General features: G+C 61.6%; 18 protein-coding genes and 1 tRNA gene. 9 read left to right on the forward strand and 10 right to left on the reverse strand.

What is annotated here, in order from left to right; all coding sequences use genetic code 11:
- Nucleotides 1-32: 32 nt before the first annotated feature.
- Both folP and glmM read left to right on the forward strand, forming a co-directional pair.
- Entirely contained in the window at nucleotides 33-899 is an 867-nt protein-coding gene (gene folP, locus ACH2CW_RS10020; protein WP_395057646.1) for a dihydropteroate synthase, read from the forward strand.
- Nucleotides 900-1,063: 164 nt separating this feature from the next.
- Nucleotides 1,064-2,398 (forward strand): phosphoglucosamine mutase, encoded by a 1,335-nt coding sequence (gene glmM / locus ACH2CW_RS10025; protein ID WP_395057648.1) that lies wholly within the window; start codon nucleotides 1,064-1,066, stop codon nucleotides 2,396-2,398.
- 218 nt (nucleotides 2,399-2,616) lie between these two features.
- Here glmM and katG read toward each other — a convergent pair whose 3' ends face one another.
- Nucleotides 2,617-4,893 (reverse strand): catalase/peroxidase HPI, encoded by a 2,277-nt coding sequence (katG, locus tag ACH2CW_RS10030; RefSeq protein ID WP_395057650.1) that lies wholly within the window; start codon nucleotides 4,891-4,893, stop codon nucleotides 2,617-2,619.
- 202 nt (nucleotides 4,894-5,095) lie between these two features.
- On the opposite strand from katG, the gene ACH2CW_RS10035 reads away from it, so the two are divergent.
- A complete protein-coding gene (locus ACH2CW_RS10035; RefSeq protein WP_395057652.1) occupies nucleotides 5,096-5,473 on the forward strand; it encodes a carboxymuconolactone decarboxylase family protein in 378 nt (125 codons plus the stop codon).
- Between the two features lie 128 nt (nucleotides 5,474-5,601).
- Here ACH2CW_RS10035 and ACH2CW_RS10040 read toward each other — a convergent pair whose 3' ends face one another.
- On the reverse strand, nucleotides 5,602-6,156 hold the full coding sequence (locus ACH2CW_RS10040; RefSeq protein ID WP_395057653.1) for a LuxR C-terminal-related transcriptional regulator: 555 nt from the start codon (nucleotides 6,154-6,156) through the stop codon (nucleotides 5,602-5,604).
- 109 nt (nucleotides 6,157-6,265) lie between these two features.
- Between ACH2CW_RS10040 and ACH2CW_RS10045 the strand changes: the two genes are divergently transcribed.
- Together ACH2CW_RS10045 and ACH2CW_RS10050 are read left to right on the forward strand one after the other, a co-directional pair.
- Nucleotides 6,266-6,967, forward strand: a complete 702-nt coding sequence (locus ACH2CW_RS10045; protein ID WP_395057655.1) for a CoA transferase subunit A — start codon at nucleotides 6,266-6,268, stop codon at nucleotides 6,965-6,967.
- A gap of 1 nt (nucleotide 6,968) precedes the next feature.
- Nucleotides 6,969-7,607 carry a 3-oxoacid CoA-transferase subunit B gene (locus tag ACH2CW_RS10050; protein WP_395057657.1) on the forward strand — a complete coding sequence of 213 codons (639 nt, stop codon included), beginning with the start codon at nucleotides 6,969-6,971 and terminating at the stop codon, nucleotides 7,605-7,607.
- Between the two features lie 7 nt (nucleotides 7,608-7,614).
- On the opposite strand, the gene ACH2CW_RS10055 is transcribed toward ACH2CW_RS10050, so the two are convergent.
- The 3 genes from ACH2CW_RS10055 to ACH2CW_RS10065 all read right to left on the reverse strand — a co-directional run bounded on the left by ACH2CW_RS10055 (nucleotide 7,615) and on the right by ACH2CW_RS10065 (nucleotide 10,284).
- Nucleotides 7,615-8,313: a haloacid dehalogenase type II gene (locus tag ACH2CW_RS10055; RefSeq protein WP_395057659.1), complete on the reverse strand. Its 699-nt coding sequence runs from the start codon at nucleotides 8,311-8,313 to the stop codon at nucleotides 7,615-7,617.
- A 91-nt stretch (nucleotides 8,314-8,404) separates the two neighbouring features.
- Nucleotides 8,405-9,931 carry a cation acetate symporter gene (locus tag ACH2CW_RS10060; protein ID WP_395057661.1) on the reverse strand — a complete coding sequence of 509 codons (1,527 nt, stop codon included), beginning with the start codon at nucleotides 9,929-9,931 and terminating at the stop codon, nucleotides 8,405-8,407.
- A complete protein-coding gene (locus ACH2CW_RS10065; RefSeq protein WP_395057663.1) occupies nucleotides 9,928-10,284 on the reverse strand; it encodes a DUF485 domain-containing protein in 357 nt (118 codons plus the stop codon). The genes ACH2CW_RS10060 and ACH2CW_RS10065 overlap by 4 nt, the downstream gene beginning before the upstream one ends.
- Nucleotides 10,285-10,657: 373 nt before the next feature.
- Between ACH2CW_RS10065 and ACH2CW_RS10070 the strand changes: the two genes are divergently transcribed.
- The 3 genes from ACH2CW_RS10070 (at nucleotide 10,658) to ACH2CW_RS10080 (ending at nucleotide 15,817) form a co-directional block, all read left to right on the forward strand.
- Nucleotides 10,658-12,085 (forward strand): sigma-54 interaction domain-containing protein, encoded by a 1,428-nt coding sequence (locus ACH2CW_RS10070; RefSeq protein ID WP_395057665.1) that lies wholly within the window; start codon nucleotides 10,658-10,660, stop codon nucleotides 12,083-12,085.
- A gap of 3 nt (nucleotides 12,086-12,088) precedes the next feature.
- Nucleotides 12,089-13,039 (forward strand): DMT family transporter, encoded by a 951-nt coding sequence (locus tag ACH2CW_RS10075; protein ID WP_395057667.1) that lies wholly within the window; start codon nucleotides 12,089-12,091, stop codon nucleotides 13,037-13,039.
- A gap of 63 nt (nucleotides 13,040-13,102) precedes the next feature.
- On the forward strand, nucleotides 13,103-15,817 hold the full coding sequence (locus tag ACH2CW_RS10080; protein ID WP_395057669.1) for an ABC transporter substrate-binding protein: 2,715 nt from the start codon (nucleotides 13,103-13,105) through the stop codon (nucleotides 15,815-15,817).
- 42 nt (nucleotides 15,818-15,859) lie between these two features.
- Here ACH2CW_RS10080 and ACH2CW_RS10085 read toward each other — a convergent pair.
- The 3 genes from ACH2CW_RS10085 to ACH2CW_RS10095 form a co-directional block, all read right to left on the reverse strand.
- Nucleotides 15,860-15,933: transfer RNA gene (locus ACH2CW_RS10085), tRNA-Gly, on the reverse strand.
- A gap of 45 nt (nucleotides 15,934-15,978) precedes the next feature.
- Nucleotides 15,979-16,428 carry a DsrE family protein gene (locus ACH2CW_RS10090; RefSeq protein WP_395057671.1) on the reverse strand — a complete coding sequence of 150 codons (450 nt, stop codon included), beginning with the start codon at nucleotides 16,426-16,428 and terminating at the stop codon, nucleotides 15,979-15,981.
- Entirely contained in the window at nucleotides 16,428-17,906 is a 1,479-nt protein-coding gene (locus tag ACH2CW_RS10095) for an NAD-dependent succinate-semialdehyde dehydrogenase (protein ID WP_395057673.1), read from the reverse strand. Before ACH2CW_RS10095 ends, ACH2CW_RS10090 begins: the two co-directional genes overlap by 1 nt.
- A 207-nt stretch (nucleotides 17,907-18,113) precedes the next feature.
- Here ACH2CW_RS10095 and alaS point away from each other — a divergent pair, with 207 nt between their 5' ends.
- Nucleotides 18,114-20,738 carry an alanine--tRNA ligase gene (gene alaS, locus ACH2CW_RS10100; RefSeq protein WP_395057675.1) on the forward strand — a complete coding sequence of 875 codons (2,625 nt, stop codon included), beginning with the start codon at nucleotides 18,114-18,116 and terminating at the stop codon, nucleotides 20,736-20,738.
- Between the two features lie 141 nt (nucleotides 20,739-20,879).
- Here alaS and ACH2CW_RS10105 read toward each other — a convergent pair whose 3' ends face one another.
- Nucleotides 20,880-21,344, reverse strand: a complete 465-nt coding sequence (locus ACH2CW_RS10105; protein WP_395057677.1) for a RidA family protein — start codon at nucleotides 21,342-21,344, stop codon at nucleotides 20,880-20,882.
- 122 nt (nucleotides 21,345-21,466) lie between these two features.
- Entirely contained in the window at nucleotides 21,467-22,399 is a 933-nt protein-coding gene (locus ACH2CW_RS10110) for a transglutaminase N-terminal domain-containing protein (RefSeq protein WP_395057679.1), read from the reverse strand.
- Nucleotides 22,400-22,481: the final 82 nt, after the last annotated feature.

Consider the following 22,481-nt stretch of genomic DNA (forward strand, 5'->3'; position numbering starts at 1 on the left):
CATGCCCCGGCTTTTCTTTTCAGGAGACCCGATTGTTCTGGCAAACCTCCCGTTTCAAGGTTGATCTGGCGCAGCCTCGCGTCATGGGCATCGTCAACGTCACGCCGGATTCGTTTTCGGACGGTGGTAACTACTTTTCCGCAGGCGGCGGTCAGCGGACCGCGCTGGCGCATTGTGAGCAGTTGATCCGTGACGGCGCTGACATGCTGGACATTGGCGGTGAGTCGAGCCGGCCCGGTGCGCCGCCGGTACTGCTGGACGAGGAGCTGGCACGTGTGCTGCCAGTGGTGCGCCATGCGGTGACGCTGGGTGTGCCGGTGTCGGTGGACAGCTACAAGCCCGAGGTCATGGCGGCCGTGCTGGATCTGGGCGCCGACATCATCAACGACATCTGGGCCTTGCGCCAGCCCGGCGCGGCTGCTGTGGTGGCGGCGCACCCGAGCTGCGGCGTCTGCCTGATGCACATGCACCGCGAGCCGCAGACCATGCAGTCCGCGCCCATGGAGGGCGATGTGCTGCCGCAAGTGCTTTCCTTTCTGCAGCAAGGCGCCAATGAACTGCTGGCGCGGGGGGTGGATGCCCGCCGAATCGTGCTGGACCCCGGCATTGGTTTTGGCAAAACCGTGGCGCAGAACTTCTCGTTGTTGGCGCGCCAGCAGGAGCTGCTGGCCGCCGGTTACCCGCTGCTGGCCGGCTGGTCACGCAAGTCTTCGCTGGCGGCGGTCAGCAGCAACTCGCTGGCCAGTGTCGCCAAGCTCGACATCGCCGACCGCATGGTGCCCAGCGTCGCGGCCGCCGTGCTGGCAGTGGACCGCGGTGCACGTATTGTGCGTGTACATGATGTGAGGGAGACGGTACAGGCCCTCAAGGTCTGGCTCGCTGCCCGGACGGTTGCATAAATCCGATTGCCGGGCGCATGACTGCACGGAGCGTGAGCGCACGCCTTGCATTCGGCGGTTCCCGGCATCTCATGCGCCTTGTCCTGCATCGTGACAGGCGAATTTCTGCAGCCGCCCGCCTAAAATCACTGGTATCACCATAACAACAACCAGGGACCCACACAATGACAAGAAAATATTTTGGCACCGACGGCATTCGCGGCACGGTGGGGCAGGCGCCGATCACGCCCGATTTTGTACTGCGTCTGGCCCATGCGGTGGGCCGGGTGCTCAAGCGGACCGAGTCGCGGCCCACGGTGCTGATCGGCAAGGACACGCGGATTTCCGGCTACATGCTCGAGAGTGCGCTGGAGTCGGGCTTCAACTCTGCCGGTGTCGATGTGGTGCTGCTCGGCCCGCTGCCCACACCCGGCGTGGCCTACCTCACGCGCACCCAGCGCGCCAGCCTGGGCGTGGTGATCTCTGCCAGCCACAATGCTTTTCCCGACAACGGCATCAAGTTTTTCAGCGCCCAGGGTGCCAAGCTCGATGACGCCTGGGAGCTGGCTGTGGAAGCGGCGCTCGAAGAAGCGCCGGTGTGGGCCGACTCGCCCAGCCTTGGCAAGACGCGCCGCCTCGACGACGCGGCCGGCCGCTACATCGAATTCTGCAAAAGCACTTTTGCCAATGACCTGACGCTCAAGGGCATGAAGATCGTGGTGGATGCTGCGCACGGCGCGGCGTATCACATCGCGCCCGAGGTGTTTCATGAACTGGGCGCCGATGTGACCTGCATCGGCTGCTCGCCCGACGGCATCAACATCAATGATGGCGTGGGTGCGACCCATCCCGAAGCCTTGATCAAGGCCGTGAAAGCCTATGGGGCCGACTACGGCGTGGCGCTCGACGGTGACGCCGACCGGCTGCAACTGGTGGACGCCGAAGGGCGCTTGTTCAATGGGGACGAGGTGCTCTACCTGATGGTGGCCGAGCGCCTGGCGCGGGATGAAAAAGTGCCGGGTGCCGTGGGCACTCTGATGACCAACATGGCCGTCGAAGTCGCCCTGCAGGCCCGAGGTGTGGAATTTGTCCGTGCCAAGGTGGGCGACCGTTATGTGCTGGAGGAGCTGGAAAAGCGCGGCTGGCTGCTGGGCGGTGAAGGCTCGGGCCACCTTCTGGCGCTGGACAAACACAGCACTGGCGATGGTCTGATCAGCGCCTTGCAGGTGCTGCAGGCCTGTGTGCGCAGTGGCAAGACGCTGGCGCAACTGCTGGCCGACGTCACGCTGTTTCCGCAGACGCTGATCAACGTGCGCCTGCAGGCCGGTCAGGACTGGGCGACCAGCCCGTTGCTGGCATCAGAAACCCAGGCCGTGAAAAGCGAACTCGGCAACAACGGCCGGATGCTGATCCGCGCCAGTGGCACGGAACCTTTGCTGCGCGTGATGGTGGAGGCACGCGATGCGGGGCAAGCGCTGGCCTGCGCCGAGAGGCTTGTGGCGGCGGTCAAGGCTTCCTGAGCCTTTATGACCCTGCGCTTCCTGGTCACCTGAAGAGAAGCGGGAAAGCATAACGATCAAAGGCGCCGATGCGGCTCGCCATCCGGAGTTCGGGAAGCGCAAAGCGCTTCCCGAACAAAGCTTCTCACCGGTGATCACGTTTGCCCGCAAGCTTCACTCACCAGCGTCGCTGTTGGCCTCAGGCCCTGCATGGCACCTTCGGCACAGGCCGGCCCGGATCACGCCAGGTCGTAACGATCCAGGTTCATCACCTTGTTCCAGGCGGCGACAAAGTCGCGTACAAAGGCTGGCTCGGAGTCGCTGCACGCATACACTTCGGCAATGGCGCGGAGCTGCGAGTTCGAGCCAAATACGAGGTCGACCACGGTGGCCGTCCACTTGGTGCCGCCTGTGCCACGGTCACGTCCTTCCAGCACGCCATCGGGCAATGCCGACTTGCGCGACCTGGTGTTCAAGTCGGCCAGGCCGGTTGCATCCCGGCCACCGCCATCGGACGAGGCTTCAGATACCTGGCTCTTCTTCCACTGCGTGTTCATGTCGAGCAGGTTCACGAAGAAGTCGTTGGTCAATGTCTCGGGTCGCTTGGTGAAGACGCCATGTTCGGACTGCTCGAAGTTTGCGTTGAGAACGCGCAGGCCGCCAACCAGCACCGTCATTTCGGGTGCGGTCAGTGTCATCAGGTTTGCACGATCAACCAGCAACTCCGCCGCCGACCCTTCCAGTCCTTTGCGCAGGTAGTTGCGGAAGCCGTCTGCGGTGGGCTCAAGCGGGGCAAAGGAGTCGATATCGGTCTGCGCCTGTGAGGCATCCGTGCGCCCTGGCGAGAAGGGAACCTTCACGTCGTGCCCGGCTTTCCTGGCGGCCGCCTCGACAGCCGCGCAGCCGCCCAGAACAATCAGGTCGGCAAGCGATACCTTTTTACCGCCAGATTGCGCGCCGTTGAACTCTTTCTGGATCGCTTCCAGCGTGTCAATCGCCTTGCCCAGTTCCACCGGCTGGTTGACTTCCCAGTTCTTCTGCGGCGAGAGACGAATCCGCGCGCCGTTGGCTCCGCCGCGTTTGTCACCGCCGCGGAAAGTGGCTGCCGAGGCCCAGGCGGTCGAGACCAGCCGGGAAATCGACAGGCCTGAAGCCAGGATTTTTGCTTTCAGGGCAGCGATATCCTGCGCGTCAACCAAGGCATGGTCCACGGCGGGAACCGGGTCCTGCCAGATCAACTCTTCCTTGGGCACCAGCGGGCCGAGATAACGCGCGGCCGGGCCCATGTCGCGGTGCGTCAGCTTGTACCAGGCCCTGGCAAACGCATCTGCGAGTTCTTGCGGATTCTGGTGGTAGTGCCTGGAAATTTTCTCGTAGGCCGGATCCATCCGGAGGGCGAGGTCTGCCGTCGACATCATGGGTGCATGCCGGATGGAGGGGTCGTGGGCGTCGGGCACGGTGCCTGCGCCGGAGCCACCCTTGGGTGTCCACTGGTGTGCGCCGGCAGGGCTTTTCGTCAATTCCCACTCATGGCCGAAAAGGGTGTCGAAGTAGCTGTTGTCCCACTGGATCGGGGTGGGTGTCCAGGCGCCTTCCAGGCCACTGGTGATGGTGTGTACCCCCTTGCCGCTGCCAAAACTGTTGGTCCAGCCGAAGCCTTGTTCCTCGATGCTGGCGCCCTCGGGTTCAGGGCCGGTGTACTTCTCCGGATCAGCCGCGCCATGGCATTTTCCGAAGGTGTGTCCGCCAGCAACCAGTGCAACGGTTTCCGCGTCGTCCATCGCCATGCGTGCAAAGGTCTCCCGGATGTCGCGTGCCGAGGCAATCGGGTCGGGGTTGCCATTGGGGCCTTGTGGATTGACATAGATCAGGCCCATCTGGACGGCGCCCAGCGGGTTTTCCAGGACCCGGTCGCCGGTATAACGCTTGTCGCCCAACCACTCGGATTCTGGTCCCCAGTAAATCTCCTCGGGTTCCCAGACGTCTTCGCGTCCACCGGCAAAACCGAAGGTCTGAAAGCCCATGGAGTCCAGCGCGACGTTGCCGGTCAGAACCATCAGGTCAGCCCAGGAAATTTTCCGGCCGTACTTCTGCTTGATTGGCCAGAGCAGGCGGCGTGCCTTGTCAAGGTTGCCGTTGTCCGGCCAACTGTTGAGCGGAGCAAATCGCTGGGTGCCCGAGCCCGCGCCGCCGCGACCATCGGCAATGCGGTAGGTGCCTGCGCTGTGCCATGCCATGCGGATGAAGAAGGGCCCATAGTGGCCGTAGTCGGCGGGCCACCACTCTTGCGAATCGGTCATCAGGGCATGGAGATCCTTGATGACGGCATGCAGGTCGAGGCTCTTGAACTCCTCGGCATAGTTGAAGGTCTCGCCCATGGGGTCGCTGAGCGGGGAGTTCTGGTTGAGAATTTTGAGGTTCAGCTGGTTGGGCCACCAATCAGCGTTGGTCGTGGCGCCAGCGACAGCGTTTTTACGGGCGCCGCCAGAAAATGGGCAGGTTTGTTCAGTTGACACGGTGTTCTCCTGTGGTTGTTGAGGTGTTTCGCACGGTAGAGTCTAGGCTTGGCTCTTCGATAGAACTAATCAATCTTTCTAATGACATTAATAGTTTTAGGGTATGACTTGGTGTAGTGTGTCCGGGCCACGCACGGCATCGGACAAACTTTGGGGTGAGGGCGTTACGTTATGCTGACGGTTTTATTTCAGGAGGCGAGCCATGGACGCGGCATTTGAAAAGGGCTTGGTCACACGCAAGCAGGTGATGGGCGAGGCCTTTGTAGCGAACGCCTTGGGCAATGCCACGGATTTCACACGCCCGATCCAGGAGCACATCACCAGTAAAGCCTGGGGCGATGTCTGGCAGCGGCCCGGACTGGACTTGAAGACCCGCAGCCTGATCACCGTGGCCATGTTGACGGCGCTCGGCAAACAGCATGAACTCAAGGGCCATCTACGCGGCGCACTCAACAATGGCGCGACCTCGGCCGAGTTGCAGGAGGTGCTGCTGCATGCAGCTGTGTATTGCGGGGTACCCACTGCGGTGGATGCGTTCAGGACCGCCGCCGAGGTGGTGGATGGACCAAAAAAAGCCTGACGCTGGCCTTTGCGGTGTTTAGTTCATCTTCAGATTTTTTAGGCGTCTGGCCCATGCCGGCTGGGCGTGGTCAGCTATTAAAAATGTAGCAAACCAGTGGCGCCCGCGCCGTTCGCTGGGCGCAGCCGTCATCCCTCCATCAACTTGTGCACCAGGTCGGCCGTGGTCGACGCCTTGTACTTGCGCATCAGGCGAGCGCGATAGATTTCAACGGTGCGGTGACTGATGACGAGGGCGCGGCCGATTTCCTTGGAGGTCATGCCGTCCATCAGGTGGGCGGCGACTTCACGTTCGCGCGCCGTCAGTTCAGCCTTGACCGGTCGACGCGAGCTCAGGTCCTCGAAGGTCCAGATGCCCGACTCGTGCGGCGCGGCGCGGTTGAGTGCACGACCGGTGACGTGGCACCAGAAGGTCTCGCCCTTGAGGCGCCCGTCCACACGCTTCATGATGCGGTCGTCGGCGTAATGGCCTTTGGCATTGAGGATGGGCAACATGCGTGCGCCAATGCGCTCGTATTCGTCGGCGCTCGGGTAGAGAATCTGGAAGGACTGGCCGATGAGCTGTTCACGCGTGGCGCCGAACATCTCGCACAGGTGCTGGTTACAGTCGACAATGCCGCGATTGCGTGACAGCACCAGGCCGACCGGGGCCATGTTGAATGCCAGGCGGTAATCGATTTCCATGGGGTTTGTCAGAGGCACCGAGGGTTAAACTTTAGGGGTAACTACGTATCGCGATAGGTAGTATCGTAAAGCTTTTGAAGTTCGTGTTGAAGTTCTCCAGGAGATTTTTGTGAATAAACTTTTTCCCTCTGCTGCCGAGGCCCTCCAGGGTGTCGTCAAAGACGGCCAATTGATGGCTGTTGGCGGTTTTGGTTTGTGCGGCATTCCCGAAGCGCTGATCCAGGCGCTGCGCGACAGTGGCACCAAAGACCTGACCGTTATTTCCAACAACGCCGGTGTGGACGGTTTTGGTCTGGGCAAACTGCTGGAGACCCGCCAGATCAGCAAAATGATTTCGAGCTATGTCGGCGAGAACAAGGAGTTCGAGCGCCAGTACCTGGCCGGTGAACTGGCGCTGGAGTTCACGCCGCAGGGTACGCTGGCCGAAAAGCTGCGCGCCGGCGGCGCCGGCATCCCGGCGTTTTTCACCAAGACCGGTGTCGGCACCCAAGTGGCTGAAGGCAAGGAACTGCGCGAGTTTGACGGCGAAACCTATGTGATGGAGCGCTCGCTGGTGCCCGACGTGGCGCTGGTCAAGGCAGCGGTGGCCGACAAGTCCGGTAACCTGCGCTTCAACCTCACCGCCCGCAACTTCAACCCCGCTGCCGCCATGGCCGGCAAGGTCTGCATCGTCGAGGTCGAGAAGATCGTCGAAGTGGGCGAGTTGGCGCCGGACGACATTCATCTGCCGGGCATTTATGTGCACCGCATCGTGCTCAATGCCAGCCCGGAAAAACGCATCGAAAAACGCACCATCACCGAGAAAGCCTGATATGCCCTGGACCCAAGACCAAATGGCGGCGCGTGCCGCCCAGGAACTCGAAGACGGTTTCTATGTGAACCTCGGCATCGGCATTCCGACGCTGGTGGCCAACTTTGTGCCGGCCGACAAGGAGGTCTGGCTGCAGTCGGAAAACGGCATGCTCGGCATTGGCGCCTTCCCGACCGAAGACGAAGTGGATGCCGACCTGATCAACGCCGGCAAACAAACCGTGACCACCATCAAGGGCTCGTCGATTTTCGGCAGCCACGACAGCTTCGCGATGATTCGCGGCGGCAAGATCAACCTGAGCATCCTGGGCGCGATGCAGGTCAGCGAAAAGGGCGATCTGGCCAACTGGATGATCCCCGGCAAGATGGTCAAGGGCATGGGCGGCGCGATGGACCTGGTGGCCGGCGTCAAGCGCTGCATCGTGCTCATGGAGCATGTGGCCAAGAAGAAGGATGGCACGGAAGACTTCAAAATCCTGCCCGAATGCACGCTGCCCCTGACCGGCAAGGCGGTGATCGACCGCATCATCACCGACCTGGCCGTGATGGACATCACGCCACAGGGATTGAAGGTGGTCGAACTGGCGCCCGGCGTGACGATGGAAGCCCTGCAGGCAAAAACCGGGTGCAAGCTGATCTGAGCGGTACTCAGGACACGTTTTCGAGCGCGCCTGCCACCGGGAAGCGCGCGGCCAGATCGCCAACGTCCCTGCGCACCAGGTCTGGCGAAACGCCCAACTCATCGAACACGCCGCCGCTGCGGTTGATCCAGCAGACCGGATAGCCAAAGTATTTGGCGCCTGTAGCATCCCATGAGTTGCAGGAGACGAACAGTATGTCTGCCTTGTCGAGATTCAGGGTGTCCAGCGCCAGTTGGTAAACCTCGGGATGCGGCTTGAACTGCCGAACCTCATCAACGCTGATCAGATGATCGAACGAGGACGTCAAACCTGAATTTTCAACCACCTGCCGGATGGAGTGGCGCGAGCCGTTGGACAAGATGGCAGTTTTCAGGCCCGCCGCGCGCAGCCGTTGCAAGGCCTGGGGCACGTCCGCAAAGGGCGCCAGTCGCAGGTATTCGTTGCACAAACTGGCTTCGCCGGCCGGCGACAGGGCAAGGCCCAGGCTGCCGCAGGTGTGGCGCAAGGCTTCGACGGTCGCGCTTTCGAAATCCTTGTATTGGCCCATGAGACAGCGCATCCAGGTGTACTCAAGCTGCTTTTGTCGCCACATTCTGCTGATCGCATCACCCCGCGCGGGATAGAGGCGCTCGCAGAGCGTGCGAACCGAATGGACGTCGTACAAGGTGCCGTAGAGGTCAAAAACGACGGCTTTGATGGTGTTCATGCTGCTCTCCAAAAAAAATAAAAAAATGCGTGGCCTGACCGGTCGCCATGACCGGTGCAGGCACGTGTTTGTCTGGCTGACTCCAGCCATCTCAATCCGTGGCGATACCGGTCTGGGCTTTGAACAGCACCTGGTCGAAATGGGCTTCGTGTACGGCGTTTCTTCCGCCCAGCAACGTGCCGAGGACGGCGCCCAGAAATCCCAGAGGCATGCTGACAATGGCCGGATTGACGATAGGGAAGATGGCTTCCTTGCCCATGAAGGCGGGACCAATCAGGGCCAAGCCGATGGCGGAAACCAGGCCCACTGCGACACCGCCTATCACGCCGCCGGTGTTGAAGCGGCGCCAGAACAGCGACAGCACAATGATCGGAAAATTCGCGCTGGCGGCAATCGAGATGGCCAGGATGACCAGCACCGCCACGTTCTGGCCCTGTGCCAGCAGGCCGAGCACGATGGCAACGATGCCAATGCCGAACACCGAGACGCGGGCCACCCGGACCTGCTCTTTCTCGTTGAGCGCTCCCTGCTTGATCACATTGAAATAGAGGTCGTGCGCAATCGCGCCGGATGTTGCCAGGGTCAGGCCTGCCACCACGGCGAGGATGGTGGCAAAAGCGACAGCGGCCACGAAAGCCAGAAAGATTTGTCCACCCAGGGTGCCCGGTCCACCCCCAAGATACTGGGCCAGCAGGGGCAGCGCGAGATTGCCGCCCTTGTCGGCCGCGCGGATCGCGTCCTGTCCCACCAGCAAAGCCGATGCAAAACCGATCAGGGTGGTCACGAGGAAAAACCCGCCGGCCAGAAACATCAGCCAGATCACCGACTTGCGCGCGGTTTTCGCGTCCGGTACGGTGTAGAAGCGGGTCATGATGTGCGGCAGTCCGGCGGTGCCCAGCACAAAGCTGATACCCAGCGAGAACGCGTCGAGCGGGTGCTTGAAGAAGTTGCCGGGAGACAGGATTTTTGCGCCGTACCTGTCTTCCATGCCGTCAAACAGGGCCACCGGGTTGAAGCCAAACAGCGCCAGTATCCACACGACCAGCACCACGGCGGTCGAGATCAACAACACCGCCTTGATGATCTGCACCCACGTAGTGGCCAGCATGCCGCCGAAAGCGACATAGACGATCATGCCAATGCCGACGAACACCACCGATACACTGTACGGAATGTCCAGCAGCAGCTTGATCAGTACGCCGCCGCCGGCCATCTGCGGGATCAGGTAGGCCAGGTTGACGACAATGGTACCGACCACGGCAGCCACGCGGGCCTGCGGGCGTTGCATGCGGTAGGCAATCACGTCGCCAAGTGTGTAGCGCCCTGTATTGCGCAGTGGTTCGGCGATGAGCAGCAAAATCGCCATGAAGGCCACCAGTGCGCCCAGCGCATACAGGGCGCCGTCCCAGCCGAACAGCGCCGACAGGCCGACGAAGCCCAAAAAGGCGGCGGCGCTCATCCAGTCGCCGGCCAGCGCAAAACCGTTTTCTATCGGACCGAGTTTGCCGCCCGCAGCATAAAACTCGCTGGTGGTGTGGGTGCGTTTGGCCGCCCAGTAGGTGACAACCAGGGTGATACCCAGGATGAACAGGAAAATACCCAGAGTGATGAGTTTCATGCTTGCCTCCGTGTGTTCTTGAGTTCTTCAATCGCACGGGCCGCCATGGCGTCGAAATCGCGGTTGGCGATACGGACATAGACCAGGCCGAGAATCCAGCACATGAAGTAGCAACCGAGCACCAGCAGATAGGCCATGTTGAAGGCACCGCTGATTTTTTGCGTCATGAAGTTCCCGCCATATCCTGCGAGCAAAGTCATACCCATGAAGGCGCCGAAGTAAAGCAGCACCATCGGCACCAGCAATTTCTTTTTGGCCTTCATCAGTTCGCGGAATGAGGGCAGGTCGACGGCCTCCTGCCAATACCGCGCATCCCTCGCGGCAAGCATGGCCTCTGGATCTTTTGAGTTCATGTGTGTCTCCTGTTTTATATGAGTTCCCAGCGCGGGAACCCGGGTCTGCCTGAAATCGGGCCCTCCATACATTGCAGGGACTGTGCCAAAGGGCCCCACCAATGAAATCAATCACTTAGACACAAAAGCTACGACCTTGCATGAGACGCTTGATGCGTTAGTACATTCAACTGAGTCGTAGAGGACTCATGCAAAGATATTTTTGATGGATTTTTTTCTGAAATTGGTTGTGACCTGGCGCTTTTGCATAGATGCTCCACGTGTTTACCCTGCATTTGGTGAAATGTGTGCTGCGGCAAAACGCGACACATCGTATGCTGGCGTTACTTGATTCATTAATGAATCGTCTAAGGGCCACTGAAAAAGGTCATCTATGCTTGCCAATGCTGATTCGCTACCTCCCGCTCAAGAGCCAGTCGATACCCACAGCGAATTGCTGCACCTGCGCCAGCTCTGCAACGATTACGAGGAAATTTATCGCAACTCGTTCGATGGCATTTTCGTAGCGGACGGAAAAGGCGTCACGCTGATGGTCAACGAGGGGTGTGAGCGCAACTATGGGCGCAAGGCCCATGAACTGGTGGGGCGGCATGTGTCCGAGTTTGAGGCTAAGGGATGGATTCGGCCGGTGATTGCAGCGCGTGTCGCGGCGGAGCGGACCCGTGTTTCCGCCATGCAGCAGACCCAGGCCGGCAAGACCATCATGGTGACCGGCATTCCCCTGTTCGACGAGCAGGGGCGGGTGCGCAAAGTGATCATCAATTCGCGCGACACCACCGAACTGCTGCAGGTGCAGGAGGCCTTGCTGCGTACGCGGGAGGATTTGCAGCGTGTGGAAAACGAAATGAAGGAGTTGCGGCTGCAGAATCTCAAACTGGGCGGTGTTGTCATGAAGAGCCAGAGCATGCAGCGGCTGTCCAACCTGGCTGTGCGCGTCGCGAAGGTGGACACGGCGGTTTTGATCAGTGGTGAATCGGGCGTCGGCAAGGAGGTACTGGCCCGGCAAATCCACATGGAAAGCCAACGCCGGGCAGGCCCCTTTATCAAGATCAATTGCGGTGCCATTCCGCGCGAACTGCTGGAGTCGGAGTTGTTTGGCTACGAGGGCGGCGCGTTCACCGGCGCGCTCAAGCAGGGCAAGGTGGGCATGATTGAAACGGCACACCACGGCACGCTGTTCCTCGACGAGATCGGCGAGCTGCCCATGGACTTGCAAGTCAAGCTGCTTCAGGCCTTGCAGGACCACACGGTGGTTCGGGTTGGCGGCACGCGCGCGATTCATGTCGATCTTCGAATCGTGGCGGCAACCAACCGCGACCTGCAGGCCATGATCGAAAACAACCAGTTTCGCAGTGACTTGTATTACCGTCTGAATGTGGTCCCGCTTGACGTCCCCCCGCTGCGCATGCGCAAGGACGACATCCTGCCACTGGCCAGCCATGCGTTGGATGAGCTCAACACTTTGTATGCGCTTGACAAGCGCTTTTCCGAACGTGCCCTGCGCTGCCTGCTGGACTATGCGTGGCCTGGCAATGTCAGGGAGCTTCGCAACATCGTCGAAAGACTGGTGGTGACCACACCGACCGACCTGATTGACCTGATCGATCTGCCTGAGAACCTGTTGTCGAACACCAGCCTCGCCTCTGCCGGCGAGCTGGGTTACCACGCCAGGGTGGTGCTGTTTGAAAAGCAGCTGGTCTCTGAAGCCCTGAAAAAATACGGCAACACGCGGGCCGTGGCCAGGCATTTGAATCTCAGCCAGTCCACCGTGGTGCGAAAGCTCAATGCGGTGCTGGACTGAGCCGTGCTGACCGCCTCGCTGGCCGGTGAGCTGTTTGCGGGAGCAGCGCTGCTGCTTTTTTCCGTCAACATCATCCTGACCAAGGTAGCCGCCGTGCGGGTCAAGCTTGACCTCGGGTTTCTGGTCTCGGTGTCAGTCAACGTGCTGTTTGCGGCCTTGTTGTTCCTGGCCCAGTGGGTATGGCGGAGTGACCGTGTGGTCTGGCAGTCCGAAGGCTTTGCCTTCTTTTTACTGGCCGGCGCATTTTCGACCTGGCTGGGACGCTGGTTCTTTCTGGAATCCGTGGTGCAGTTCGGGCCCTCGCGCGCCAGCATCTTCCAGATCACGAGTCCGCTGTTCACCGCTCTTTTCGCCTGGACCTTCCTGAGCGAAGCCTTGCGGACGCTGGAGCTTGCCGGCATGGGCATGGCGATGGCGGGGTTGCTGCTGGTGATGACGGGCGCTTCGAGCGCGGGCTTGTCCGGGGGAAAGGGACGGGCTGGAAACAGCGCCGCAGGCGGGCATGGACACAGCCGCTTGCAGCAATCCGCGCTGGTACTGGGCTTGGGAAGTTCGATCGCTTATTCCCTGGGCAACATCTTTCGCGGTGCGGCCATTCGCAACTGGGACGAAGCCCTGCTGGGCGCGCTGATCGGGGCCAGCGCCGGTCTGGCGCTGCATGCGGCGTTCAGTCGGGACAAAAAGCAACTGCTGGGCAGGCTCAGGAACGCTGATCGCCGCGGCGTGCTGCTGTTTGCGATCAGCGGCGTGCTGACCATTTCCGCGCAGACCTGCCTGATTCTTTCGCTCAAGTACATCCCGGTATCGGTGGCTGCGTTGATCACGCTGTGCACGCCGTTACTGGTGTTTCCCATGAGTTATTTGCTGCTTAAAAACAGCGAAAAAATCACCATGGCCACTGTGCTGGGTGGCGTGCTGACGCTGGCCGGGGTTGCGCTGATTGTGATCCTTTGAGTGGCGAAAATGGCGCCCGGCAAGCTGCGCGCCGGGGTATCACGGTGCTAGACTGGACTCACGATGCCTAGCGTCACCTCATCCTTATTTTCTCGGGTGACCTCGGGGGGGCGGCATGTGGCGGGGGTGGCGGCCCTGGCGCTGTGGGCCATTGGCGCCGCCCCGGCTTTTGGCGCAGCCGGCGCCGAGCAGCGGCCAGAGCGCGTGACCCTGCAGCTCAAGTGGCGGCACCAGTTTCAATTTGCCGGCTACTACGCGGCGCAGGCCAAAGGTTTCTACAAGGACGAAGGGCTGGAGGTCACGATCCGTGAAGGCGGCCCGGACAAGGCGCCCGTGGCCACGGTCCTCAGCGGGAACGCCCAGTTCAGCATTGGCGACTCCGACCTGGTGGCAACACGGATCAACGGGCAGCCGATCGTGGCGCTGGCGGCGATCTTCCAGCATTCGCCCTATGTCATCATGAGCCGGCAAGATCGCAATATCCGTGTGCCCAGTGATCTCATCGGCGCGAAGGTCATGCTCTCGGACGATCAGGGTGCCGTTCAGCTGCGCGCCATGCTGCGCAGTGAAGGCATCGATCCGAAGCGTGTCAATATTGTTCCGCAGTCCTGGAACCTCGACGACCTGATCGCAGGCGAGGTGGACGCCGTGTCGGCGTACGCCACCGTGGAGCCCGCCTTGCTGCTCGCTCGTGGCGTGGCGACCTCGACGATGCGCAGCCGGGACTACGGTATCGACTTCTACGGCGACATTCTGTTTACGACGGAGGCGGAGGTCGCGAACAACCCCGATCGCACTGCCGCATTCCTGCGCGCCAGCCGCAAAGGCTGGGACTATGCGCTTAACCATGGCGACGAGATCGCCGGTTTGATCATGGCCATGGACGGTGTCGTGCAACGGGGGCTGACGCGTGAGATGCTGGTCAGGGAAGCCGTGGAAATGCGGCCTTTTATCCTGCCGGATGTGGTGGAGATCGGGCACATGAATCCCGGCCGGTTCGAGCATATAGCGCGCACGCTGGCGAACCAGGGTGTGGTGCGCTCCGACTATTCATTGAAGGGGTTGATGTACGAGCCCGGCGCCGGGATTGATCCGTGGCTGCTGCGGTGGCTGACGGGCGCCGGCCTGGCGGGCTTCGCGCTGGTGACGCTGGGGTTTCTCTGGAATGTGCAGATTCGCCGCAAGGTGCGTGAACGGACGAAGGAGTTGCAGGCAGAAGTCAGCCACCGGACCGAGGTTCAGCAACAGCTCAAAGTCAGCCAGGAGATGGTTCAGTTGATGTTTGGAACCACGGCAGCCGGTCTCGTGATGAATGCGCCCGATGGCCGCTTGCTGATGGCCAACCCGGCTTATTACGCGATCACCGGATATACAGAGACCGAGTTGCGAGCCATGGACATGCGCAATCGAACGCACCCGGAAGACCTCCCTCGTTATCTCAGTCTCAGGAACCGGATGCTTGAGGGTGAATTTGATGCGTTCTCTGACGATCAGCGGTGCTTGAAAAAAGGCGGCGGGTTCGTGTGGATACATGCTACGGTGTCCCTGGTGCGCGCGGCCGACGGGACGCCGACGCATGTCATCGCGGTGGTCGAGGACATCTCGGCGCGCCGGGAGACTGAGGACAAACTTCGCCAGAGCGAGATGCTGCTGGAGATTGCCGGCCGCACCGCGCAACTTGGAGGCTGGATGCTGGATCTGTCGGCCGATCATGTGCTCTGGTCTGACGAGGTTTGCAAAATCCACGACATGCCACTGGGCAGCAAGCCGTTGTTGCACGATGCCCTGCAGTTCTACGCGCCAGAGTGGCGAGAGAAAATTTCCGCGGCTGTGAGCCGTTGCAGTCGGGACGGCATCCCCTTTGACGAAGAGATGGAGATCATCACCGCAAGGGGTCGTCGGGTGTGGGTGCGTTCCATCGCCGAGGCAATGCAGGACAGCAGCGGCACAATCATCCGAATTTATGGCTCCTTCCAGGACATCACTGAACGCAGGCAGGCGCAAGAAAGCATTCTGCGACTCAACGCCGAACTGGAAGACCGTGTGCGACGGCGCACCGCCCAGCTCGAAGCGGTGAACAAGGAGCTGGAAACCTTCTCCTATTCCGTGTCCCACGACCTGCGCTCGCCGCTGAACACGATTGACGGATTCAGCCAGTTGCTGGAGCGCCTGAGTGCGGATAAGGTCGATGAGCGAGGTCGACATTATCTGAGTCGAATTCGCGCGGGAACCCGGCAAATGGGTGAACTGATCGAGGGCCTGCTGTCGCTGGCCAAACTCACGCGCGACCCGCTGCGGTCCGCAACGGTCAATCTGACGGCCATCGCCGGTCGGGCGGCGCAGGCGTGCAGGGAGCGGGAGCCTGCGCGTCAGGTGCAGGTGAATATACAAGACGGTTTGCTGGCGCACGCCGATCCCGTGTTGTTGTCCGTTGTCATGGACAACCTGGTGATCAACGCATGGAAATTCACGTCCAGGCAGCCGTCGGCGCTGATTGATATCGGCACCGAGGTCGGTGCCCAGGGTGAAACCGTTTATTTCGTCAAGGACAACGGCGCTGGCTTTGACATGGCCTATGTGGACAAGCTTTTTGGCACGTTCCAGCGGCTTCATGCGCCGTCGGATTTTGCCGGAACCGGCATCGGGCTGGCGACCGTGCAGCGCATCATCTCCAGGCACGGGGGCCGGGTTTGGGCCGATGCTGCTGAGGGGCAGGGCGCGGCGTTTTATTTCACCTTGGGCAGGGCGCAGGGCCGAGGCACCACAGCGACAGGCTGATGCTCAAGCTGGCTTAGGGCTGCCGCCGACATGCCAAAAAAGTGGAGCGGGTGATGGGAATCGAACCCACGCTATTTGCTTGGGAAGCAAAAGTTCTGCCATTGAACTACACCCGCGTGGACTGATTGTAAAACCTCAGGGCTCACGGTCCCGGAAAAAAATCAGGGCCGCAGATAAGCCCAGCCTTCACCCTGTTTTTTCATGATTTCCGTCACGCCGGCTGGCACGTAGCTGATGGCCGGCAACATGTCGTCTTTGGTGATCTTCTGGGCGCGCATGGTGTTTTCGCAGGCGACCACGCGCACGTTGGCTTTCATCGCATCAGCCACCCGCGAGCCGGTAGGCGACTCCAGCTTGAGCATGCCGATGCCAGGACCGTAAGCGACGATGGCAATGTCAACATTGGCGGCGCCCACGTCATCCTGCAGGTTCCTGGCGTTGTTCAGTGCCAGGTTCCATTTGGCGGGGTCGTTATCGCTCATCTGGATCACGATTTTGTGACGTTTTTGGCCTGTAGCCCCTGCCCCCTGGGCATGAGCAGCTATCAAAAAAGGAGCGGACAAGGCGCCTGCGCCGACCAGGCCGGCTTGAAGAAGCAGTCTGCGGTTCATCATTTCTGCATGTCTCCCAGGCACAGGTATTTCATTTCCAGATACTCCTCCATGCCGTGGCTGGAGCCTTCGCGGCCCAGCCCCGACTGCTTGACGCCGCCGAAGGGCACGTGTTCGGTCGCGATCACGCCGGCATTGATGCCGACCATGCCGTATTCGAGCGCCTCGGCCACGCGGTAGATGCGGCCGATGTCGCGGCTGTAGAAGTAGCTGGCCAGGCCAAACTCGGTGTTGTTGGCGGCATCAATGGCTTCCTGCTCGTGCTTGAAGCGGAACACCGGCGCAAACGGACCAAAGGTTTCTTCCCGCGCACACAGCATGTCGCTGGTGGCTTCAGAAACCACGGTCGGTTCGAAGAACTGACCCTTCATGCGTTTGCCGCCGGCCAGCAACTTGCCGCCTTTGGCGATCGCGTCGTCCACATGGCGTTGCACCTTGTCCACCGCCGAGTCCTCGATCAGCGGCCCCTGCACCACACCGTCCTCGAAGCCGTTGCCGACCTTGAGCAACTTGACCTTGGCCGCGAACTTCTCGACGAACTGGTCGTAGACGCCGTCTTGCACATAAATGCGGTTGGCGCAGACGCAAGTCTGACCGGCGTTGCGGTATTTGCTGGCCATGGCGCCTTCGACGGCCGAGTCGATGTCGGCATCGTCAAACACAATGAAAGGCGCGTTGCCGCCCAGTTCAAGTGCCAGCTTCTTGATCGACGGTGCACTTTGCGCCATCAGGATGCGGCCGACCTCGGTGGAGCCGGTGAAGCTGATGTGGCGCACCGTGTCGCTGGCGCAGAAGACCTTGCCGACGGCAATCGAGTTGTCGCTGTCGGCGGTCAGGACGTTGAGCACACCTGCCGGGATACCGGCGCGCATCGCCAGTTCGGCCGCGGCCAGCGCGGTCAGCGGTGTCAGTTCGGCCGGTTTGATCACCACCGGGCAGCCGGCGGCCAGGGCCGGCGCCACCTTGCGCGTGATCATGGCCAGCGGGAAATTCCAGGGCGTGATGGCGGCGCACACGCCGATCGGCTGCTTCAAGACCATCAGGCGGCGGTTGTTGTCAAATTGCGGCAGGGTCTCGCCGTTGACGCGTTTGGCTTCCTCGGCGAACCACTCGACAAAACTCGCGCCGTAGCTCACTTCGCCTTTGGCCTCGGCCAAAGGTTTGCCTTGCTCGGCAGTCATGATCCGACCCAGGTCTTCGACGTTGGCCATCAACAGCTGGTACCACTTGAGCAGGATCGCATGACGCTCCTTGCCGGTCTTGCTGCGCCAGGCCGGCCAGGCCGCATTGGCGGCGCTGATCGCGTCGTCGGCGTCGTTGGCGCCGAGGTTGGCCACGTCGGCGAGTTTCAGGCCGGTGGAGGGGTCATTGACGTCAAAGCGTGAGGCGCCCTTGAGCCACTGGCCGTTGATCAGGGCGTCGGTCTTGAACAAGCTGGGGTCTTTGAGCAGCGAAATCGGGGAGGTTTTCATGTCCATGGAAGGCCTTTAAGAAACGGGAGCCGCAGCCGGCTCATTGGCGTAACGCACAAGCATAGCGCGTCGTGAGGCCTTGCGCAGGCCGTTCGAGCAGGGCTGCGCTGAAACTTATAATCAGAAGTCAGGCAAATCGAGCACCCCAGGTGCGGCCGACCGCTCCGGGCTGCAGGCCCGGCCAGCGCCAGCCTCATCCGCAACCCACACACCATGAGCACACCCACTTTCACCGTCGCCGACATCCGCAAGAGCTTTCTGGATTTTTTCGCATCCAAGGGCCACACCGTGGTGGCATCCAGTTCGCTGGTGCCAGGCAACGACCCGACCCTGATGTTCACCAACTCGGGCATGGTGCAGTTCAAGGACGTGTTCCTCGGCTCCGACAAGCGCCCCTATGTGCGCGCCGCGTCGGTGCAGGCCTGCCTGCGTGCCGGCGGCAAACACAATGACCTGGAAAACGTCGGCTACACCGCGCGCCACCACACTTTTTTCGAGATGCTGGGCAACTGGAGCTTTGGTGATTACTTCAAACGCGAATCGCTCAAGTGGGCCTGGGAACTGCTGACCGAGGTTTACAAGCTGCCACCCGAGCGCCTGCTGGCGACCGTGTACGAAGAGGACGACGAGGCCTACGACATCTGGACCAAAGAGATCGGCCTGCCGCCCGAGCGCGTGATTCGTATCGGCGACAACAAGGGCGGGCGCTACAAGTCCGACAACTTCTGGATGATGGCTGACACTGGCCCTTGCGGCCCCTGCAGCGAGATTTTCTACGACCACGGCGCGCACATTCCGGGCGGCCCGCCCGGCAGCCCCGATGAAGACGGCGACCGTTTCATCGAGATCTGGAACAACGTGTTTATGCAGTTCGACATGGCCGCCGACGGCAGCGTCAGCAAACTGCCCGCGCCCTGTGTGGACACCGGCATGGGGTTGGAGCGCCTGGCCGCTATCTTGCAGCATGTGCACAGCAACTACGAAATCGACATTTTTGACGCGCTGATCAAGGCGGCCTCGCGTGAGACCGGCGAGAAGGATCTCGGCAACAAATCGCTGTTTGTGATTGCCGACCACATCCGCGCCACCGCCTTTCTGGTCAGCGACGGCGTCAACCCGTCCAACGAAGGCCGTGGTTATGTGCAGCGCCGCATCATCCGCCGCGCCATCCGTCACGGCTACAAACTCGGCAAGAAAACACCGTTTTTCCACAAGCTGGTGGCCGACCTCGCGCAGCAGATGGGCCAGGCCTACCCCAAGCTGAAGGCCGATGAAGCGCGCATCACGGCGGTGCTCAAGGCCGAGGAGGAGCGTTTCTTCGAGACGCTTGAAATCGGCATGACCATCCTGGACACAGCGCTGGCTGGTGACGCCAAGGTGCTGCCTGGCGATGTGGCCTTCAAGCTGCACGACACCTACGGTTTTCCACTGGACCTGTCGGCCGATGTTTGCCGCGAGCGCGGTGTCGAGGTCGATGAGGCCGGCTTTACCGCCGCGATGGACAGGCAAAAGAACCAGGCACGCGCTGCCGGCAAGTTCAAGATGGACCGTGCGCTGGACTACAGCGGCGACATCAACGGCTTCACTGGTTATGACTTGCTCGAAGAACCCGCCAAGGTGGTGGCGCTTTACGCCGACGGTGTGGCAGTGCCGGCGCTGGACGCCGGGCAGAGCGGTGTGGTCGTGCTGAACACCACGCCGTTTTACGCTGAGAGCGGCGGCCAGGTCGGCGACCAGGGCACGCTCAGTGCCGAAGGTGTGTTGTTTGGCGTGGAAGACACGCAAAAAATCAAGGCCGGTGTTTTTGGCCACCATGGCCTGGTTAGCGAGGGCACGCTGAAAGTCGGCGACGCGGTGCTGGCGCGGGTCGACACGGCGCGCCGCGCGGCCACCGTGCGCAACCACAGCGCCACTCATCTGATGCACAAGGCCTTGCGCGAGGTGCTCGGTGACCATGTGCAGCAAAAAGGCAGCCTGGTCAATGCCGAGCGCACGCGTTTCGACTTTGCGCATAACGCGCCAGTGACCGACGAGCAGATCCGCGAGATCGAGGCGCGCGTCAATGCCGAGATCCTGGCTAACGCGGCCACCGACGCCAGCGTGATGGACATGGAAGCCGCGCAGAAAACCGGCGCGATGATGTTGTTTGGCGAAAAATACGGCGACGAGGTGCGGGTGCTAAGCATTGGTTCCAGCAAGGAGCTGTGCGGCGGCACGCATGTGGGCCGCACCGGCGACATCGGCCTGTTCAAGATCGTGGCCGAAGCCGGTGTGGCCTCGGGCGTGCGCCGCATCGAGGCGGTCACCGGCGCCAATGCGCTCGCCTACCTGCAGTCGCTGGAGTCCAGCATGCAGGCAGCGGCAGCGTCGCTCAAAGCCAGTCCGACCGAGTTGCAAAACCGCATCGGCCAGGTGCTGGAGCAGGTCCGCACGCTGGAAAAGGAAATCGCTTCGCTCAAGGGCAAGCTGGCCTCGTCCCAGTGTGACGAACTGATGGGCCAGGCTGTGGACATCAAGGGACTGAAGGTGCTGGCCGCGCGGCTAGCAGGCGCTGACGCCAAGACCTTGCGCGACACCATGGACAAGCTCAAGGACAAGCTCAAGACCGCCGTCATCGTGCTCGCCGCGGTGGACGGCGACAAGGTTCAGATCGCTGCCGGTGTGACGGCCGACAGCGTGGGCAAGCTCAAGGCCGGCGAACTCGTCAACTTCGTCGCCCAGCAGGTGGGCGGCAAGGGCGGCGGCAAGGCCGACATGGCGATGGCTGGCGGCACCGATGCGTCCAAGCTGCCGGCGGCCCTGGCCTCGGTGCAGGGCTGGGTCAGCGAACGCGCCTGATCAGGCCGCGGCCATGCCTGCCCCCGATCAGAATCCGGGGCAAGCTTTCAGCGGGGTTGATGCGGCATGGATGCCGGATCTGGTCCGGCATGACAAGGCAAAAAGGGCGGCACCGGCCGCCCTTTTTCCATGGGCCTTCGTTCAGGCCAGTTCGGCGATCAGCTCGATCTCAACGCAGGCGCCCATCGGAATCTGTGCCACACCAAAAGCGCTGCGGGCATGCGCGCCGACCGGGCCGAACACCTCGCCAAACAGTTCACTGGCGCCGTTGGTGACCAGGTGCTGCTCGGTGAAGTCGCCGGTCGAGTTGACCAGGCTCATCAGCTTGACGATACGTTTGACCTGGCCGAGGTCGCCAACTGCCGCATGCAGCGTGCCCATCAGGTCAATCGCGATGGCGCGCGCCGCCGCCTTGCCTTCTTCGGTCGTCATGTTTTTGCCGAGCTGGCCGACCCAGGGCTTGCCGTCTTTCTTGGCAATGTGCCCGCTCAGGAAAACCAGCTTGCCGGTCTGGACAAAGGGCACATAGGCGGCAGCCGGAACAGCCACCGGCGGCAGTGTGATGCCCAGCGCTTTGAGCTTGTCGTAAATCGGGGTGGTGCTCATGGGGTGCTCCTGAAGCGGCGCTTGCGCGCCGGTTGATGATGAAATAGGCCTCTAACCCATATCGGGAAAGGGCAAGCAGCTATGAAAAAAGTAGCAAATGCAGGTCGGGTCGGGAATTAATTCTAGTCCGGCTCGGGCAGCGGCGTGACCGTGACGGCCACGTCCAGCACATGGCGGGCGCCGCCGCGAATCACGCCGCGCATCGGCGACACGTCCAGGAAGTCGCGGCCGGTGGCCAGCGTCACATAGTCTTCGCCAGGGGCGCGGTTGTTGGTCGGGTCGAAGTCCAGCCAGACGCCCGCGTTTTGGCCGGCCGCCAGCCGCATGCCGCCGGCGTCACTGGCCAGCGGGCAGTAGACCGAGGCCCAGGCGTGTGAGGCGTCGCTGCCAATCAGACGCGGCTGGCCGGGTGCCGGGTTGGTCAGCAGGTAGCCGCTGACATACCGCGCCGGCACCCCCATGGAGCGACAGCAGGCGACCATGATGTGGGCAAAGTCCTGGCACACGCCTTTGCGCAGTTGCAATGCTTCCAGCGCTGGGGTGCCGACGTCGGTGCTGTCGCTGTCGTAGGTCATCTCGGTGTGGATGCGCGCCATCAGGTGCTGCGCGGCTTCGGGGAGGGGCCGGCCGGGCGTGAAGCTGGGCCGGGCAAATTCCGCGAAGGCCTCGTCGCGAGGTACGTAGGGCGAGGCAAAGACAAACTCGCAGGCGCTGTCGTAAGCGCCCCCGGCCTGGTAGCGAAACTGTTCGCGCACCTGCTCCCACGCCAGCCCGGCCGATGCGAGGCTGGCCTCCGGGACAGCCAGCGTGGAGACCACACTTTCGGCCACCACGGTCAGTTCTTCGTGGGGGGTGTGCAGCGAGAAGAAAGTGCGGGTGTTGCCATACACATCGGGCAGTTCGTGCATTTGCGCGGGCTGCGGGCTGATCGTCAACTGGTGGCTCAGCAGCTGTTGCCCCGCGTGACTGGCCGGCTTGAGGTGCAACACATGGTGCGCGCTTTCCACCGTCGGGCTGTACGCATAACGCGTTTCGTGAACAAGGTGGAGCAGCATGCTGGGTAGATAAAAACGGGCGACTCAGGCGCCCAGGCTGTGTTCGTCGGCGGCCACATGGCTGAAGTAACGGCGGCTCAGC

It is taken from the genome of Polaromonas sp. (assembly GCF_043778355.1).
Taxonomy (GTDB): Bacteria; Pseudomonadota; Gammaproteobacteria; order Burkholderiales; family Burkholderiaceae_C; genus Polaromonas.

Bases quoted from the DNA above. Each gene is read 5' to 3' on its own strand.
- glmM (WP_395057648.1), top strand. From the start codon at position 1,064: ATGACAAGAAAATATTTTGGCACCGACGGCATTCGCGGCACGGTGGGG.
- ACH2CW_RS10035 (WP_395057652.1), top strand. From the start codon at position 5,096: ATGGACGCGGCATTTGAAAAGGGCTTGGTCACACGCAAGCAGGTGATG.
- ACH2CW_RS10040 (WP_395057653.1), bottom strand. From the start codon at position 6,156: ATGGAAATCGATTACCGCCTGGCATTCAACATGGCCCCGGTCGGCCTG.
- ACH2CW_RS10050 (WP_395057657.1), top strand. From the start codon at position 6,969: ATGCCCTGGACCCAAGACCAAATGGCGGCGCGTGCCGCCCAGGAACTC.
- ACH2CW_RS10055 (WP_395057659.1), bottom strand. From the start codon at position 8,313: ATGAACACCATCAAAGCCGTCGTTTTTGACCTCTACGGCACCTTGTAC.
- ACH2CW_RS10060 (WP_395057661.1), bottom strand. From the start codon at position 9,931: ATGAAACTCATCACTCTGGGTATTTTCCTGTTCATCCTGGGTATCACC.
- ACH2CW_RS10065 (WP_395057663.1), bottom strand. From the start codon at position 10,284: ATGAACTCAAAAGATCCAGAGGCCATGCTTGCCGCGAGGGATGCGCGG.
- ACH2CW_RS10070 (WP_395057665.1), top strand. From the start codon at position 10,658: ATGCTTGCCAATGCTGATTCGCTACCTCCCGCTCAAGAGCCAGTCGAT.
- ACH2CW_RS10080 (WP_395057669.1), top strand. From the start codon at position 13,103: ATGCCTAGCGTCACCTCATCCTTATTTTCTCGGGTGACCTCGGGGGGG.
- ACH2CW_RS10090 (WP_395057671.1), bottom strand. From the start codon at position 16,428: ATGAACCGCAGACTGCTTCTTCAAGCCGGCCTGGTCGGCGCAGGCGCC.
- ACH2CW_RS10095 (WP_395057673.1), bottom strand. From the start codon at position 17,906: ATGGACATGAAAACCTCCCCGATTTCGCTGCTCAAAGACCCCAGCTTG.
- alaS (WP_395057675.1), top strand. From the start codon at position 18,114: ATGAGCACACCCACTTTCACCGTCGCCGACATCCGCAAGAGCTTTCTG.
- ACH2CW_RS10105 (WP_395057677.1), bottom strand. From the start codon at position 21,344: ATGAGCACCACCCCGATTTACGACAAGCTCAAAGCGCTGGGCATCACA.
- ACH2CW_RS10110 (WP_395057679.1), bottom strand. From the start codon at position 22,399: ATGCTGCTCCACCTTGTTCACGAAACGCGTTATGCGTACAGCCCGACG.